A 17,603-nucleotide genomic window follows, 5' to 3' on the forward strand; every position below is an offset into this window, starting at 1 on the left:
CGTAAACAGGTTACTGATAGCCCTGGGCCTGTAAGTTGAACAGATAGGCATAGGTGCCGTTTTGCTCCAGCAGTTCCTGGTGGCTACCCAGTTCTTTAATACACCCGTTTTCGAGCAGCAGGATGCGGTCGGCCATACGCACCGTAGAGAAGCGATGCGAAATCAGGATCGACATTTTTCCTTCGGTGAGGCTGGCAAACCGCAGAAACACTTCATATTCCGAGTGGGGGTCCAGCGCCGCCGTAGGTTCATCCAGAATCACCAACTGAGCATCGCGCATGTAGGCCCGACCCAGGGCTACCTTCTGCCATTCGCCGCCCGACAGTTCTACGCCCGAGGCAAACTGCCGCCCGAGCATCTGTTCGTAACCGTTGGGCAGTCGATCCACAACGGTATCGGCCAGACTTTGCCGGGCCGACTGTGTCACCCACGCTTTGTTGTCTTTTTCCCACACGTTACCCACGCCGATGTTGTCGGAAAATGACATCTGGTATTTTACAAAATCCTGAAAAATAACGCCAATCTCGCGGCGTAGGGCCTGCGCGTCGTAACAGCTCAGGTCGTGGCCATCGAGCAGAATACGGCCTTCAGTGGGTTCATAAAGCCGGGCCAGCAGCTTCACTACGGTGGTCTTGCCAGCGCCGTTTTCACCCACCAGGGCCAGCCGTTCGCCCGCCCGCAGTGTAAACGACAGGTTGCGGATGGCCCAGCGGCTGGCATCTTTATACCGGAAGCCCACGTTCTCAAACACAAACCCTTCCTGAATAGGCTGGGGAAAGGGCAGCGGCAGCGGGTTTGAGCGTATGGTGGGCGTAATGGCCAGAAAGTCGTAGAAGTTTTTCAGGTACAGCGCCCCCCGCGAGATGTATATGTACCGCTCTACCACTTCCTCAATGATGCCCTTCAGGTGGCGAAACGTACCGGCAATGAACGTGAGACTCCCGATAGACTGCACCCCGTAGGCTGTTTGCTGGGCGATGTAGACAAACGCCGCGTAGTAGGCCAGGGTGCTGAGTACCGCAAAAAAAGAACTCCAGAGCGCCCGCTTGCCCGACAACACGCGGCTTTCATTATAATACTGGTAAGCAAGGGTCTTGTAGCGGCCTACCAAAAAATCAGATAGGTCGAATATCTTGATTTCCTTGGCGGTTTCATGCGTCGAGGCCACCCAACACAAGTATTGGAGTTCTCTGGCCTGAGGTGTCCAGTTGGTAATGAGCGAATAGCTCTTGCGGTTGAAATACGACTCGGCAATAAACGTCGGAATCACGGCCAGCACCAGCAGTACCAGCAGCCAGGCGTTGTAGGTAACCAGCCCGCTCACCAGAAAAATCATCGTGCTGATGTCCTGTAGCTGATGCAGCACATGACCCAGCAGCGCGGTGCGTCCCTGTGTTTGGTTGCGGGCGCGGTCCAGTTTGTCATACAGCGTAGAATCCTCAAACTGCACCAGATCCAGTTGGGCCGCGTGTTCCATCAGCATCACCGAGTTTCGGGTGGCAAACAGATCGTTCAGCGTGTCGGCATAATGAATCACCAGCCTACCGGAGGCGTCGGAGATCACCACTAGCAACATCTCCGCCCCGATCAGCAGCCACAGGTGTTCCAGGTGGCGGGGTCCGGTAATACCATGCAGCAGGACAATCTCGTCGATGAGCAGTTTGGCAACATACAGAATTAGAAACGGCAGTACACCGCGCAAAGCCCGCAGTAGCACATTGAGCAGCGTCAACACGGGGCTTGTCTCCCAGACCAGTTTAAAGAACCGGGGCAGGTTGCTCATGGCCAGCAACTGCTCCTGAAACGAAATCAGCGCGTCTTCCTCGTCGGCTTGGGGCGAGGCTGGCTTCTTTCCTTTTCTGGCCCAGGCGCGTAATCGGTTGATTATGGTCATTGGTCAGTAGTCATTGGTCATTCGCAGCGACCACCTTTTATGCCAGTTCCTGTCCCACGCCCTGCGCTAACGCCCTGCTGTGATAGTGCCCCGCCACCGCCATGTCGAATATGGCCATACCCATAGGGTTGAACATAAAGACCGCGTCGGGGTCGGTATATTTGTCCAGGCCACCGGCCAGCAATTCACCAAGCGACAGCGTATCGGCCTGCTGAAGGCCCAGTTCGTGGTGCATCCGCTCTACGTCCGTATCCTGTCGGCATACCTCGTCCCAACTGTCTACGATGACCCTGGTTACGTGCCGGAGAAACGTGGGCTGATAATCGCGCAGGGACACATTGAGGTGCAGCGACCCTTTTTTGGGGGCCAGGTCAATGTAGCGGTGGGTGCTTACGGTACAGGTAATAAAGATGTCGGCCTCTGTGTAGGCCTCCTGCCAGGTAGCGCAAACCACCAGGCGAAACGGTATCTGCCGGGGTAGCGTGTCGGGCCGAATGTCGCCTATGTCATATAGGTAAACGTCGACCAGCTGGTGGCCCAGCACGGCTTGAAGCATGGTCAGGTGTTGCTGACCAATAGGCCCGAAGCCGCAAATACCCACCCGGTACCGGCCGTCCGGCCCTTTTCGCCGTAGCCATTGTGCCAGCACCCAGCCCGTGACGCTCGCCGTTCGGATAGTGCTGATGAGGGCCGTGTTGATCACGCACACCGGCACACCAGTATCGGCATCGTTCAGGACCATCACGGCATGAGCGCGGGCAAGGCCTTTTTCGAGGTTACCCGGGAAACTGGCTATCCACTTGATACCAGCCAGGTGAATACCACCCCCGATGTAGGCCGGCATGGCAATGATCCGGTTACGAAGGTCACCGTAGCGGAGGTAGGGCTTAATGGGCTGCGACATATCTGCTGCCGCACCGATGGCAATGGCCTGGCCAATACAGTCGATGGTGTCGGACCATCTAATCCCTAGTTCGTTAAGGTGTTCCTGATTGAGGTATAGCATCGGCAGCAAGCAGTGTGTTGGTGTTGGCGGGCAAGCGGGATTCAATAAACTGGACACCCGTCTCAAAATCGGTGCTGTCGCGTACAGCCTGTCCCATGTGTGCTATCCGTTCCCGGAAGGCAGGATTCCCCAGCACCTGGGCTGTGCGACTGGCAATCTGTGCGGTACCGTCGCGGCGGATGTTGCCCTGCACCCCCAGCCCGTGATATACGGCCCGGGCGGCATTGCCCTTCTGATCGAGGTCGGTGCTGAGCGGGTAGACCACCACCGGTACCCCGAAATAGATGCATTCGGTCAGGGAGTTCATACCGCCGTGGGTAATCATCAGGCTGGCCAAAGGCAGAACTTCCAGCTGTGGCACCGCCGCAAACAGGTGTATGTTGGCCGTACGGACCCGAAACTGGTCGAGTGGTGTTTTCACCCCCACGGCCAGCACCAGGTCGGTGTGGGGCATGGCCTCGAAGACGGTGATCAGCTTAGCAAAAAACGCCGGGCAACCCGCATAATGCAGATGATTATTAGCACCCAGCGAACAAAAAACGACCTGGTGGGCTGGGTTGGCCCTTTTTTTCGCTTCTAGGTCGGCCAGCAGCGCCACAACGTTGTTGCTATACCGGGCTGCTACAGGCTCCTGACGCGACAGATCTACCACCGAACCGAGGTAGTGAAGATTGTGCTGGTTGGCGCGGGGAAAATCAAATTCGCGGGGCGAAAACTGGAGCTGCGGGTAGGTTGTGAGACCGTAGTGAAGGTACACGTTGGTGTCGATATCGGCAGTGGTGAAATGGGCGCTTTGGGCTACCGCCTTCCTGAGCAACGATGTCTCCGACTCACCATAGCGGTACTCCTGCTGGCGGTCGGTCAGCCACCGGGTCAGAAAATAAGCCAGCCAGGAAGCTTCAATCCTGAGGTAGCTCCACCAGGTAGACTTGGGTACGGTTGTCTGGTTTACGGGGGGAATCAGCCGGTCTTTTTGCAGGCACACCATCGTTTGCAGCGAGATGATGGCCACCCCAAACCGCTGCAAAAAAACCGCATACGGCAGAAATGGGAAATCGAGCAAAATCAGGTCGGGTTTCAACTCGTCAACCATATCGTCGAAGAACGTACCCTCTTTGAAATCGGCAATGAACGCCCGCTGATGGTCCTGGCGGTGCAGGTGTTTTTTGAACGGGCTGGGCAGCACCTTCTTTCTCAGTACATAACAGGCAAATTGCTGGGCTTCAATCCACTCCCGGAAAGCTTCGTGCACCACATACACCACGTGGTGGCCGTTGGCCTGCAGGCGGCGGGCTAGCTTCAGGGTAGCGTTGTGGTGGCTCGGAGCCGGGTAGACAATGAAAACAATGGTCGACATACCGATGGGGTTTGGGTAGCGTCCCTGTTGTGGCTATTGGCTATGGCTTCATCGTTACCCCACTTACCACCGCCGTGCTGTGTTGCGGTTCGGCCATGTCGGCCAGGGCGGCCACCACGCTCTTGACTACCGTGCTCACAAACGTGTAGCTGATGTCTTCGATCTTGTCATAGACCAGGTCCTTCTTGCGGGTGATGCCGCCATCTGAGAGTTCCAGCGCCGGAATTTTGCCGTACCAAAACGCCACGTGGTCGCCCTCGGCCAGGGCCGCCATCGTTTCGGCATTGCCCGGCACCACCATCGACTGAATTTTCAGGTCAGGTACCAGCTTTGCCGCCACGCTCATAAACCGGTTGGTGAACGGGTTTGACGACTCGTTGGAAATGCTGAGCGCAAAGTCGCCCCGGAACCGGTTGCTCTTTACGGTCTCAAACACCTGGGGAAACACCTCAGCAATGCCGCTGGGCAGAATCTGACTGTTGGCTTCGTTGGAGTAGTGCCCAATGCCATCCAGACAAATAGCACCTTGCACCTGGTCAGTCTCTTTGATGCCGCCTTTATACACAAACTCGGCACTCCCCCGCGACTCGATCTCGTCAATGTCGTCGAGGGCCAGAAACAGCAGCGAATGGGCAAAGTTATACTTGGTCAATATCCGCATAGCTTCCAATACCCCCGCCATACCCGACGCACTCGCATCGGCCCCAAAGCTTTCGGCCGACGAGGAATTGTAATATGAGCAGACAATAAATGTTTTGGCTTCGTCTATCAGGCCTGCCTGCTTCACAAAGAGGTTACTAGCCTCGAACTTCGAGAATTTGAAGGGCTGGCGGCTCACCTCCAACCCTGTATCGGTAAACGTTTTGTCGATGAAATCTTTCACGGTCGCCAGCCGGGCCAGCCCCTGAGGCGTCAGGTGGCTGCGCTGTCCGTAGATGGCAGCCATCGTACTGGCAATCCGGTTGCTGTCTACTTGGTCCACGAGCGTGGCCACGTCAACCTTCACCAGGTCATCGGCAATGAGCTTTATCCGTAGGTCGGTTAGCTTGACTAGCCGGCTGTCGTAGGGCCAGACAATTTTTTTACGTTTCCCGGTCAGCACCGGAAAGCCAAGATCACCACTGGCCGTACTCGTAGTTAACCCATACGTTTCCCCCCGATCGGCCGATGCTTTGAGGCTGATTCTCAGTTTCTTCTCCTCCTTATCGGCCACACTATAAGTGATGGTAATCTGCCGAGCCACCGTGTCGGTTACTACCTGAATATCCTTCAGTTGAGGGGGGTTATTCTGCCCGGCACATGGGTGAAACAAGGGCAATAGCGCCCCTAGAAGGTACAATAGCTTTACAATTTTCATGAGTTAACTGGTTAAGTAGGTTATAAAATCGGGCAACGATGATGGATCACGCGCCAGGTACCGTCAGGGGTAGCAGAACCCCCACGCTAATGTGTTTTTTGATCAGTTGAAGCATCAGCCGGTCGAATTGCTCCTGAAACACATCGCCGGGATGGATCATGCAGAAGTAAGCCATCTGCTGAATAAACAACTCAGTATTAGGCATAAAAAAAGCGGTCAGTTCGTCGCACACCTTACCGGGGGTGGTAGGGACTGTGAACTTAGTCAGGATCATCAGTTCCATGAACAAGCCATACTCCTGCACATCATGATCGCCAGACGGCATAAGTAGCACGGCCTGGCTTCCGTACCACTGCATAAAATGCTCAAGGGTGTCTTCGGTAAGCCCGGCACCAGCCTGATACAGCAAAAACTCGTCCTGCTTGGTACTCAGCAGGATAGCCTGCTCATTAATTGTGAAGTATGTTTGGCGCAATACCTCATCGCTTACATCCAGGATCTGGTTGATGCTGACTTGGGCAAAACGCTCGTGCATAGCCAGGTAGGCATTGTTCACGCCGCACTTCATGGAAAACCGCGACGATTCAATGGCCAGCGCTTGCTGCATAAACTCCTGCCCGGGGTCGGGTAGTTGCGGCACCCACTGCCGAACACGGTCGATGAACGTGTTGGCCCCAAGCAACTCGCCCGCTTCACGTTCCAAGTACGAGGCCAGTTGTTCGGGCGCCCATTCATCCATCAGCTTCACCACACGCGGAAACGATCCAGCCACTATTTTTCGTTGAACCGAGCTGCCTGAAAAACCACTTAACCCGGCAGCCGCACCTAGGTTCTCACTACGCAGCCGGGGCAGCAAAACAGACTCGGCGGTGGGGCGTGCCAATTGCAAATAGAAGTAGCCCAGCCCGGCCTGACCTGTCAACAAGCCCAGGTCTGAGGTAGTGCTTTCTGTGGCTTCGGCCTGCGCCTGAAGCAGCAGGCCAATGGCATGGGCATGTTGCAAATACATCGGCTCGGCGGTGGCCTTGTAGGCCTCCAGAAAAAATACACCCTCGCCTGCCAGCCCCGCATACACCGATTGTTGCCTGATCGACAATGGTTCAGCCATAAACCGGTCATGGCGCTCTGCCAGGGCAGTTGCCGCCCGGCTTACGTCAGTCTGGTAGGCTTCAACAGCAGCCAGCCGGGTCAGACCAATGCCAGCCGTACCGTGCGCCAACGACGTATTGGTGAAGGTGCCAGCAAACGCCTCAAGGTCATGGTTAAGGTACGCCTGTTGGTAAAACAGCTCGCGTTCGGGCGTGGTGATATCTTTCCGGAAGTCGGGCCAATTCTGGGCTACTTCATGCCAATACTGGTTTTCGTAGTCGAACGCCTGCCGGGCCACGGCCAGGAAAGCAGCGTTGTTGACGTACTGGCCAAGCTCGGCAAACACGTAACCAATACCAGCCGCCCCATGCGCCAACCCACACAATCCTTGTACACTGTTACGAGATCGGTCCCAGCAAATGCCAGCCTGGTCATAGCTAGCCTGATCCAGCAGCGTATCGATACACGCCGTAATGGTGCCTACAAGCCACGGTTCCTGACTAGCCTGATGCAGGTGTAGCAACACCAGCAGGGCACCCGCCCGCCCATCGAAAAGAGCACTGGTAGTATGTTCATTGGTCAGGTAACTGTCCGCAACGGGCTTGGCCATGTCCAGTGCTTCGGTCAGCAACGTTGGCTGGTGTGTTATGGCATGCAGTTTCAGCAGCACGTAGGCCACACCTAGACGCCCTATATAAAAACCATATTGTTGCGTTGCATTTTTATGGCAATAATCAACCACCCAGCGCATTCCTTCCTTAGCGGCTTCTAAGTACGTCTTATGTTGGGTATGGCGGTACAATTCTGTTAGAAACAGGACAATGCCTGAAACACCTGAATAGATACTTTCAGGTTGCTGCCATGTTAGCCCACGTCCATCTTCCGAGTACTCCACAGGCCAGGTAAGGCCGCACGGAGTAACCAGCGCCTGACGAAGCAATTCGTCTCCAATAACGATGGCCTTCTCAAGTGCTCTTTCCTTGTCAGGAGAATCTATAAGAACAGTTGTCATTTAACAGGTTTTAATAAGGCAATATTTCGTCAATAAGAATGATACTTTCCTCATCATTTTTATTGACGAAATACTACTAAATCAGGCAATACACTCAGGATGGGTCCCAACCACAAGTAAAAATGGCCTACTTTCTTCTAAGGGTTAATCGGAATAAACCTCTTATGTTTAGCCGCTGGATAGGGGTTAAACTAAATTTCCCGACAAGCTCCTCGGCTTCGAAATGCTGACTTAAACTTTCTACCAAATTGAACGTATTACTTTTTCCAATCATAGCCGAATCTTTCGTCTTTGTATTTTATTACAAAGGGGAGAATCGCATTGTATTATCGCAGCATTGAGGTAGATGGCTTACTTTGATACCATCAGTTGTTATTGAATAATTGAAGCGAAGTATTAGTAATGTAACGTAATTATTGATGAACATACGTCGCTCACAAGTATTCAATCGACTAAGCGCGTTGTAGGGTCTGAATGGCCGCCAGCAATGGCCCAAAACAGGCATCTGGCGAGAACTCACTACGGGCCAGTTGGTAGGCGGCCTGGCCTACGGCCTTACGCAGGGGGTAGCCAGCCAGCAGGCGGCTGAGTTGCTGGGCAAAGTCGGCGGGCTGGTCAGCCACCAACAGGGCCTCTCCAACGTGGGTTTCTAGCCCGCACGCCCCATGGGTGGTTGTCAGTAGGGGGAGACCATAACCCAGAGCCTCCACGTTCTTGATTTTTAGTCCTGCTCCGAAACGAACGGGGTTGATGACCACGTCGACCTGCGTGTAAATCTGGTCGCGGTTGGGCAAATAGTCATGCAGGATCACACCTGGTTGGGCCTCAATGTCCAACGAGCGGCTCTGGTAGAACTGGGTGATTCCGGGAGAGTACTTTTCCTGATTCCGTAACCACTCTTGATGTATATCAGAGTAGTTATTAAATCGAAGCATATTACATATATCGCCAAATAAATGGAGATACAGCCCGTCTACGTAAACTGATGGCCACACTTCATTTAAAAACCACACGATAGCATCTAAATTAGGTTTAGTTCCAAAAGCTACGTACCCTACATGTAGGCCTTGCTGGCGGATAGTTTGTTGAGGAAAGTCTACTGGATGTGGAACCAATAATGCTTTCTGTCCGAGAGCGGGCTGTATCTTTTGGTAATCGAATTTTTGAATTAGCAAAACGTAATTATATCGCTTGAATAAATGTATTTCTTCTTCTAGATTTATAGTGTTGATTTCTTCTCCTTGCAAACCACACAATATGTTGAATTGAGCGTAACTTTTATTTAGATCGCTCACCAAATCAATTGTATCAAGGATTACCGATACGTCGTTTGGTAGATAATCTATTAGGAACGTAGCTGCCAAATTATCTATAATACAAACGTCGATTTTATTATTCTGCAAATAATTCTGTCCAAGTTTGGCATATTCAGCATGCGTTAATTTTTCGTCAGGGGAAAGATGTATCACGGTCAAATGATCGTAATTACCTTCCCAACTGTCTTCGTCAAATTGCTCTACACCAGCATAAAGAATTACCAATTCAATATGATTACTTAAGTATTTCATCATCGAATTCGTACGTGTTTGACGACCACTGTGTTGCTCCCAAAAGTGCACATCGGTAAGCAATGCTACTTTAGCTGTCATAATAAAAAATGGATAAAAAATCTCATCTAGCGAATTAAATATTGTCTCACCCAATCCTGGCCTCTTGTACTAATCTTATGCGCGTTGCAGGGTCTGAATGGCCGCCAGCAATGGCCCAAAACAGGCATCTGGCGAGAACTCACTACGGGCCAGTTGGTAGGCGGCCTGGCCTACGGCCTTACGCAGGGGGTAGCCAGCCAGCAGGCGGCTGAGTTGCTGGGCAAAGTCGGCGGGCTGGTCAGCCACCAACAGGGCCTCTCCAACGTGGGTTTCTAGCCCGCACGCCCCATGGGTGGTTGTCAGTAGGGGGAGACCATAACCCAGAGCCTCCACGTTCTTGATTTTTAGTCCTGACCCGAAGCGAACGGGGTTGATGACCACGTCGACCTGCGTGTAGATCTGGTCGCGGTTGGGCAAATAGTCATGCAGGATCACACCTGGTTGGGCCTCAATGTCCAACGAGCGGCTCTGGTAGAACTGGGTGATTCCGGGAAAATTTTCTTCTATTGTACTTAGCCAAGTCATACGTTTATCCGATAGGTCATTATACCTCAGCATATCACAGATGGCTCCAAAAAGGTTTAGACTAAGTCCAGGACGGTACACACTAGGCCATACGTTCCGTATAAACCACACGATAGCATCCAGATTTGGATTCGTAGCACTAGCAACGAAACCGACACGGGTAGCCTTCTGCTGTATAGTAACTTGTGTATAAGTGACCGGATGCGGCGTTAAGAGAGCTTTTCTTCCGATGAACGGCTGAACTTTTTGATATTCATTCTGTTGAATCATCATCACGTAATCATAGCGGTTATATAATGCAATTTCGTCCTCAATACTGATAACATTAATTTTTCCACATGGTACGTTATACTGAGAAAAACTGTTATTAAGATCACTCACTAAATCGTGAGAGTCGAGGATTACAGGTAAGCCAATAGGTAAATAGTCTAATATGAATGTTGATGCTAAGTATTCAAGAATACACACATCAACAGGGTGATCAAGCAGATATGTTTGCATTAATTGAATGTACTCAACATTTTCTTTTCGAATATCAGGTGACAAGTAATGTACATAGACACCCTCATAGCACTCTGATAGAACGCTACTATCGTTAGTTCCCTTCAGATTGCCGTAAATTACGACCAAATCTGTGTGCTTACTTAAGTAAGAAACTAATTTGCTAATTCGAGTAGGTCCACCACTATTTTCATCCCAAAAATTTATATCGGTGAGCAGTGCTACTTTAGGCTTCATAACAAAAGAAGAAGGGTAAATTTTTGCGTTGGTGAATAGAATGTGGCCTTACTCGCAACAGAATCAATCGGCACAAGCAGGGCTTTCTAATAAGAATAGAGATTAGCATTTGACTCTCTACCGGGTAAAAACATTGGTAGTGAAGCTAATGTGATGTGGAAACGCCCCGTAGAAAAATAAGGTCGGCAAGAACTTGAATTCTTTATCAATATTGTGCTATTGAAAGAGAGTAAAGAGCCCACTTTATTTCTACTAGCTACCAATTTTAGATGAAAGTAGGCTAATTTTACTCGTAGTGGATAAATGGCAAGTACCTTGTGGCTTAATAATATTCCAAGGCCTAATTTGCACGGCATTAATATTCCCACAGAAGATCTTATTTCGACTGCGGCATAACGCAACTGGCGCTTATTTCTACAGACACCAAACTCTGCAAGGCTTCAATACAAATAACGAGCCTGTTCTTTCCTTTAATGTTGACCAGATATCCCCGAATACCAGCAAATTGCCCCTGTACTACTTCCACTTGCTGTCCCAATTTGTAGTCTAGCGTATGGTCGCTTACTTCTATATCACCCAGCGTTATCTTTTTAATACTGCTTATAACACCTTCAGGAATACATACAGGTTTTTTTTCGAAGGTAATGAATCGCACAAGCTCCTTAATTTGACATAATTCGAACTGTAAATTTGGCGTAGTTTTAACAAACACATAATTAGGGAATAAGGGTACTTCCATTTTCTTTTTTCTGTCGCTCCATTGCCGAATTACTTTGTGCATAGGCAAAAATGCCTCGACATTCATTCTCGAGATTTTTTCATAAACCTTCCGTTCGGCTTTTGGGTAGGTGTAAACAGCGTACCACTCCGGTTGAGCCATAGCGGAGTTAATCAACGAATGTGCCGTGATGTTCATGGTATAACTAAAGGTTATGGAACGACTTAGTAGTCACTATTCAGGCCATGCTGAACATGCGACAATGCGAGTCAGGTGAGACTCGAACTAGAGGAGAAATGGCAGGTGATTGGTTGCTGGCAACGCAGCAAAGGCAACCTGAAAGAATCCTGTCAGGCAGCAGTACATTAGGTGATTACGGTACATTTTGGCTGTTTACAAGCTGATCCGCTTACAGCTTCGCCACTAAAGTCACAGAGACTTATTCGTATGTACCCGATTTTTACTTACTGAATAACTCAAAATGGCATACGTAATGGTAGCGAGCTAACACAGTTTTTATGTCACGCTTACTATCAACTACTGTAGTATTACTTATACTAACAAGCAACTTCAATTAAATTCCGCCGACTAAAATGCGGTTATTTCGACACGACTGCTTTAGTAAGGAGAGCATCTATTTCCGTCTCTCGTAATGGCAATTTGGGTGCTGATAGCATCCCGGATGCAGATTGTAAGTGATATGGCGGCATAACGGGTGTGGCTTGTCGGCGCTCATACTTAACTACCTCCTAAACATAAACTGTTATTTTCAATAATGCAAAGATTTAAGTGCAAGCGTATTTATATAGTATAAAGGCGTATAGTGCACTAACTTGATCCTACTATTATGGTAAGTATTATTGCTTAGGTTATCGCTAGCTAATCGACCTAACGGTGGTGTATGTAGGTTAAGCATAAAAAAGCCGATCACAGTGTGATCGGCTTTTCGGCTTGGAAGCCCCCAGTCGGGATCGAACCAACGACCTACTGATTACAAGTCAGTTGCTCTACCAGCTGAGCTATGGAGGCAATTAAATCGGCATCAGGCAATGCCTTCGTCGATTTTGATGATGCAAAAGTAGGCAATTAGCCGTTTCAAGGCAACCCTGTGCTTCAAAAAAAATAGGTCTGTCGACGTGGTGTCGACAGACCTATAGATTAACTAGCTGATTCTCTTATTCCTGATTCCGCAGGGCGTCGAGTTGTTTTTGGGCATCGGCAATCTTTTTCTCAATATCGGCACGGAGCTGATCGGCGTTTTTCGAGCGGGCGAAGAACTCGATGTTGTTGCGGTACGTGGCAATATCGTTCTCCAGCGTCGATATACGGCGGCGCGTTTCGCTTCCACCGCCTTCGGTGCTGCGCCGGTAGGCTGCATAGTCGCCGCCATCGCGCGAGCCGCCGCCACTGTAACCACCGTCGCGGGGACCACGGTCGCGTGAACGATCGTTACTTCGGTTACCGCCGCCGGGGCGGCCACCCTGACCCTGCTCACGACCACCACCCGGACGAGGGCTGTCGGAACGGGGGCCACGCGACTCACTACCACGGTCACCACGGGGTGCTTCACTGCCACCACCGCGGCGATCACTGCGGGGACCTCCAAAGCGCGTCACTTCTGCTTCGTTGTCCTGAATGGCCCGCTCTTTCTCAGTGGTCGACAAGGCACCGTTGGCACGCACCATGGCGTTGATCGCAGCGATATAGCCTTTCTGAATTCGCTCTTTGTCTTTTTTAGGCACGAAGCCGATGCTGTTCCACTCAGCCTTGAACGCATTCATCTGCGAGAGATCGGCGTTTTGGCTGGCGGCGGCATCAATCCGGGCAATGAGATCTTCCTTCTTGGTGAGGTTGGCCTCAAATTCCCGGTCGGTGTCCTGATTACGATTGCGCTTCTTATCAAAGAAGGCATCACAGGCAGCTTTGAACCGGTCGAAGATGCTGTTCTTCTGCTTTTCAGGCACCTGCCCAATATTTTTCCACTGTCGCTGATACTCAATCACGCGCTGCGTAGCCTCGCTCGACTCATCGCCCGCTGCCAGGATGGCTTCTACCTGTTCGCAGAGTTCGGTTTTGGCTTTCAAGTTTTCTTCCCGTTTGCCTTCCAGCTGCCGGAAAAACTCGCCTTTATTGGCAAAGAATGTTTTCAGCGCCGCCCAGAATTTTTTGCTCAGTTCCTTGCCTTCCTCGCGGGGCATTGGACCTTTGATAGCATTCCAGCGGTCCTGAATGGCCATTACGGCCTTTGTCTTGTCGTTCCAGTCGTTGATACCCGACGATGAGAAAGAGGTCAGCGGCACGAGTTCTTCGTAAATGGCCGACTTCTCTTCGTAGAGTTGCGCCGACTCTTTGCGCTGATCTTCATTCTGCCCACGACGCTTATTATATAAGGTGTCGAGGGCGGCCTTCATGCGCTGCCACAGCACCTCCTGCTCTGCCTTAGGAGCAGGGCCAATGTGCTTATATTCCTCGAACAGCGCGTTGGCTTCATCGATAGTCTGGCGCGTGACGGCTTTGTCGGCCTGGGCAGCGGCAAGGGCTTCGACTTTGTCAATTACCTCGCCTTTCAGGGAGGCGTTGCGCTTACGATCAAGCTCTTTTAGCTCGAAATAAATATTGCGGTTGCTATAATAACGATCTACCAGGGCGTGGTAGGTAGCCCAGAGCGTAGCGTTATGAGGCGAGTTGATATTACCCGCACCTTTCCACTCGTCCTGAATTTTCTTGAACTCATTCCAGCTTGTCTTGGCATCACCCGCGTTTGACTCATCTGATTCGACCAGTTCCCGCAGGCGGCGAAGCAAGTCAGTCTTCGAGTTGAAATTGGCATCTTTCGCTTTGTCGAGCGTCTGGAAATACGTATTCTTCTGCGACTTGATCTGCTTGTAGAGGTCTTCGTAACGCAGGGCGGCATCATCGGTACGGAATTGGAAACCCTCTTCCGAGCCGGTATCAGCAACATATTGGGTTAGGGCAGTTTGCCGTTCGGTGCGCTTAAGCGCGTCCATCACCGGCTTCGACTGCTTCAGTACGTCGTCGGCATGGCGGAACTGAGCAGCCGTGGTAGCTTCGCCTTTGATCGAGTTCAATGTCTCGTCGAGCAGCGTAACGAGTTCGGCCTTTGAATAGCCCGAATAATCAACGGCGGGCTGAGCAGCCACGGCGGATTCGGTTTCCTCGTTGGCTTCCGTTTCGGCGTAGTTAGCCGTGATTTCTTCAGCTACTGTTGGATCTAACGAAGCCATTTCGGCCGAAGGCTCTTCCACGCTGGCGGTTGTTGCAGATTCAGCAACAGGCTCGTCAACAGATTGACCTTCAGAACCTTCCGTTTCTGTAGACGCAGTTGGCTCAACAACTATCTCGGCGGCAGGCTCGTCTGCTTCAGCAGTTGGCGCTACTTCTGCGGCTGACGCGACGTCAGCAACGGGTTCGGGCTGTTCGGGAAGCACCTCGGCCACAAACGAGTCTGCTTCGGCAGACACGTCGGCGGATTCGGGCGCATCCGTTGGTTCGGTCTCTTCAGCCGCCGGGGCCACCGAAGTAGGCTTCATAGCCGATGGGTCAGCTACCGGTTCGGTAGCAGTGGTCTCGTTGGCTACGGGCATGTCTTCTGCGGTAGAAACGGGAAGGGAAGCGGCTTCTTCAGCCGCCAATGTCGAAGCCGACGGTTGGGGATCTGGTTGGTTGATCTCCGCTGGCCGGTCGATTTGCTGGTCTTCGTTTGTCATGTTGGTTACGCACCAATTACTTTTACAAAAGTAATGAATAAACGCGGGTTTTACCCTTTTTCACGGGTTTTGCCCCTTCACACTGCCTCAAATGACGTCTGAAATCGCTGACCTGCGCAAAGAATACACATTAAACGGACTGGATAAGTCAGATGTTTCGCCCAACCCATTTACTCAGTTTCAGCAATGGTTCGATGCGGCACTGGCGGCGGGTGTCCACGAACCCAACGCCATGCACCTGGCAACCCTCGGTCCAAACGGGCGTCCATCGGGGCGGATTGTGCTAGTGAAGGGGGTAGACGAGCGGGGCTTTAGCTTCTACACCAACTACGAAAGCCGTAAAGGTCAGGAACTCATTGGCCACCCAATGGCCTCGCTCACGTTCTTCTGGCCCGAACTGGAACGGCAGATACGGCTGGAAGGATCGGTAGAAAAGGTAAGCCCCGAAGAGTCAGATGCCTATTTCAACAGCCGCCCGCGGGGTAGTCAGATTGGGGCCTGGGTGTCGCACCAAAGCGAGGTTATCCCCAATCGCGATACGCTTACAGACCGCCAACACGAGCTGGAAATGCAGTTTGCCCATCAGCCCATTTCCCGCCCGCCACACTGGGGTGGCTTCCGGCTGGTGCCTGACACCATCGAATTCTGGCAGGGCCGCCCCAGCCGCCTCCACGATCGTATCCGCTACGAGCTTTCAGCAGGCGAGTGGACGCTGGAAAGGCTGGCACCCTGAAGAGAATATACAATGAATAATGTACAATGTACAATGGCTTCGCGCACTGAGTTGTAGTAAGCAAAGCCATTGTACATTGTACATTCCCTTACTTCAACGCAAACAAATCCCCTACGCCGAGCATGCGTTTGCTGATGAAGCCTTCACCGAATTCGACGTTGATCATGTGGCCGTGTTCGCGGGTGCGCGACTCCAGGAATTTCATGAACGGCTCGCCCGAAATATAGCTTTGCGGTTCGGGGCTGTCGGGATTGAAAAACTGGCTTTTGTAGGCTTTGATTGCTTCCAGTTTCTGATTCCAATATGGCGACACATCGACTACAAAATCGGGCTTGAGTGAGCGGTCCTGGATGAAGTAGTACACGTAAGCCGGGCGGTGGGCTTCCTGCGCTTCGCCCGTTTCGGGATCAAGCGTGTCAATCATACGCAGGCCACTATAGAAGCAGGCGTCGGTTACCAGTTGAGCGGCCCGGCCATGGTCGGGGTGCCGGTCTTCAACAGTGTTTGTAAGCACAATCTGGGGCTTAAAATGCCGAATCCAGGCAATAAGCGCCTTTTGATGTGCCTCGTCGTTTTGGAAAAACCCATCCCGAAACCCCATGTTGTGCCGCGCCGACAGCCGCATCACTCGGGCACCTTCGGCGGCTTCCTGATCCCTGATTTCGGGGGTTCCCCGCGTACCCAGTTCGCCACGGGTGAGGTCGATCACAGCCACAGTTTTGCCCTGATCTATAAGCGACAGCACCGTGCCTGCGCTGGTCATTTCTACATCATCGGGATGCGCCGCAATGCACAATACGTCTACGTTCATGGGTAAAGGGGACGTTGGCTATTGGACGCTGGATAGTGGACAAAAACGTGTGCATACGCGACTTTTATCCAATATCCAGCGTCCAATAACCAACGTCTTTATGGAAACTTCGGAAACTTGCTGAAGTCGGGTTTGCGCTTTTCGAGGAAGGCGTTTTTGCCTTCTTTGGCTTCTTCAGAGAGGTAGTAAAGGAGCGTGGCATCGCCAGCCAGTTGTTGAATACCCGCCTGCCCGTCGAGTTCGGCGTTGAAGGCGGCCTTGAGCATACGGAGGGCAATGGGGCTTTTCTCCAGCATTTTACGGCACCAGGCAATGGTCTCGTCTTCGAGCTTGTCCAGCGGCACTACTTTATTCACCAAACCCATATCCAGCGCCTCCTGGGCATTATACTGGTCGCAGAGAAACCAGATCTCGCGGGCCTTTTTCTGACCCACCACCCGCGCCAGGTACGACGCCCCGAAGCCCCCGTCGAACGAGCCGACAACAGGTCCGGTTTGGCCGAAACGGGCGTTATCGGCGGCAATAGAAATGTCGCAGACCACGTGCAGTACGTGCCCACCGCCAATAGCGTACCCCGCTACCATAGCTACCACGGGTTTGGGAATGCGCCGGATCTGCATTTGAAAGTCAAGCACGTTCAGGCGCGGCACGTCGTCTTCGCCGATGTAGCCGCCATGTCCCCGCACCGACTGATCGCCGCCGCTGCAAAATGCGTCGGGGCCTTCGCCGGTGAGAATCACTACACCCACCGCCGGGTCTTGCCGGGCAATTTCCATCGCCTCCGACATCTCTTTGACCGTCAGTGGCGTAAACGCATTACGCTTGTGGGGCCGGTTAATGGTGATCTTCGCGATCCCCTCAAAAAACTCAAACTTAATCTCGCGATACTCGCGGATAGACTGCCAGTTGTAATTGCTCATGCTTTCGTGAGATTTTGGATTGGGGATTTTGGATTTTGGATTGTTGCTGACGCCAGCGTACGTTTT

The 17,603-nt window shown here is 51.9% G+C and carries 12 protein-coding genes and 1 tRNA gene; 1 reads left to right on the forward strand and 12 read right to left on the reverse strand.

Features of this window, described 5'->3' with window-relative positions; translation table 11 throughout:
* Positions 1-10 precede the first annotated feature (10 nt).
* From J2I48_RS21410 to J2I48_RS21455, 10 genes are all read right to left on the reverse strand, one after another.
* A complete protein-coding gene (locus J2I48_RS21410; RefSeq protein ID WP_207337548.1) occupies positions 11-1,894 on the reverse strand; it encodes an ABC transporter ATP-binding protein in 1,884 nt (627 codons plus the stop codon).
* Between the two features lie 37 nt (positions 1,895-1,931).
* On the reverse strand, positions 1,932-2,900 hold the full coding sequence (locus J2I48_RS21415; RefSeq protein ID WP_207337549.1) for a 2,3-diaminopropionate biosynthesis protein SbnB: 969 nt from the start codon (positions 2,898-2,900) through the stop codon (positions 1,932-1,934).
* Entirely contained in the window at positions 2,872-4,257 is a 1,386-nt protein-coding gene (locus J2I48_RS21420; RefSeq protein WP_207337550.1) for a glycosyltransferase, read from the reverse strand. The genes J2I48_RS21415 and J2I48_RS21420 overlap by 29 nt, the downstream gene beginning before the upstream one ends.
* A gap of 40 nt (positions 4,258-4,297) precedes the next feature.
* The gene (locus tag J2I48_RS21425) at positions 4,298-5,614 is read right to left on the reverse strand and encodes a M28 family peptidase (RefSeq protein WP_207337551.1); all 1,317 of its coding nucleotides are present in this window, start codon (positions 5,612-5,614) and stop codon (positions 4,298-4,300) included.
* A 46-nt stretch (positions 5,615-5,660) separates the two neighbouring features.
* Entirely contained in the window at positions 5,661-7,715 is a 2,055-nt protein-coding gene (locus J2I48_RS21430; RefSeq protein ID WP_207337552.1) for a lanthionine synthetase LanC family protein, read from the reverse strand.
* Between the two features lie 452 nt (positions 7,716-8,167).
* Positions 8,168-9,364 carry a glycosyltransferase gene (locus J2I48_RS21435; protein WP_207337553.1) on the reverse strand — a complete coding sequence of 399 codons (1,197 nt, stop codon included), beginning with the start codon at positions 9,362-9,364 and terminating at the stop codon, positions 8,168-8,170.
* Positions 9,365-9,439: 75 nt separating this feature from the next.
* Positions 9,440-10,627 (reverse strand): glycosyltransferase, encoded by a 1,188-nt coding sequence (locus tag J2I48_RS28570; protein WP_207337554.1) that lies wholly within the window; start codon positions 10,625-10,627, stop codon positions 9,440-9,442.
* 376 nt (positions 10,628-11,003) lie between these two features.
* Complete coding sequence (locus tag J2I48_RS21445) at positions 11,004-11,543, reverse strand: UpxY family transcription antiterminator (RefSeq protein WP_207337555.1); 540 nt, start codon at positions 11,541-11,543, stop codon at positions 11,004-11,006.
* 758 nt (positions 11,544-12,301) lie between these two features.
* Positions 12,302-12,374, reverse strand: a tRNA-Thr gene (locus J2I48_RS21450).
* A 146-nt stretch (positions 12,375-12,520) separates the two neighbouring features.
* Positions 12,521-15,073 (reverse strand): DUF349 domain-containing protein, encoded by a 2,553-nt coding sequence (locus J2I48_RS21455; protein ID WP_207337556.1) that lies wholly within the window; start codon positions 15,071-15,073, stop codon positions 12,521-12,523.
* Between the two features lie 91 nt (positions 15,074-15,164).
* Here J2I48_RS21455 and pdxH point away from each other — a divergent pair, with 91 nt between their 5' ends.
* Entirely contained in the window at positions 15,165-15,806 is a 642-nt protein-coding gene (gene pdxH / locus J2I48_RS21460) for a pyridoxamine 5'-phosphate oxidase (RefSeq protein ID WP_207337557.1), read from the forward strand.
* 88 nt (positions 15,807-15,894) lie between these two features.
* Here the strand turns inward: pdxH and bshB1 are convergent, their stop codons facing one another.
* Both bshB1 and menB read right to left on the reverse strand, forming a co-directional pair.
* Positions 15,895-16,617, reverse strand: a complete 723-nt coding sequence (gene bshB1, locus J2I48_RS21465) for a bacillithiol biosynthesis deacetylase BshB1 (protein ID WP_207337558.1) — start codon at positions 16,615-16,617, stop codon at positions 15,895-15,897.
* 98 nt (positions 16,618-16,715) lie between these two features.
* Positions 16,716-17,537, reverse strand: coding sequence for a 1,4-dihydroxy-2-naphthoyl-CoA synthase (menB, locus tag J2I48_RS21470; protein WP_207337559.1), 822 nt, complete (start codon positions 17,535-17,537; stop codon positions 16,716-16,718).
* Positions 17,538-17,603: the final 66 nt, after the last annotated feature.

The organism is Fibrella aquatilis (assembly GCF_017353255.1).
GTDB lineage: Bacteria > Bacteroidota > Bacteroidia > Cytophagales > Spirosomataceae > Fibrella > Fibrella aquatilis.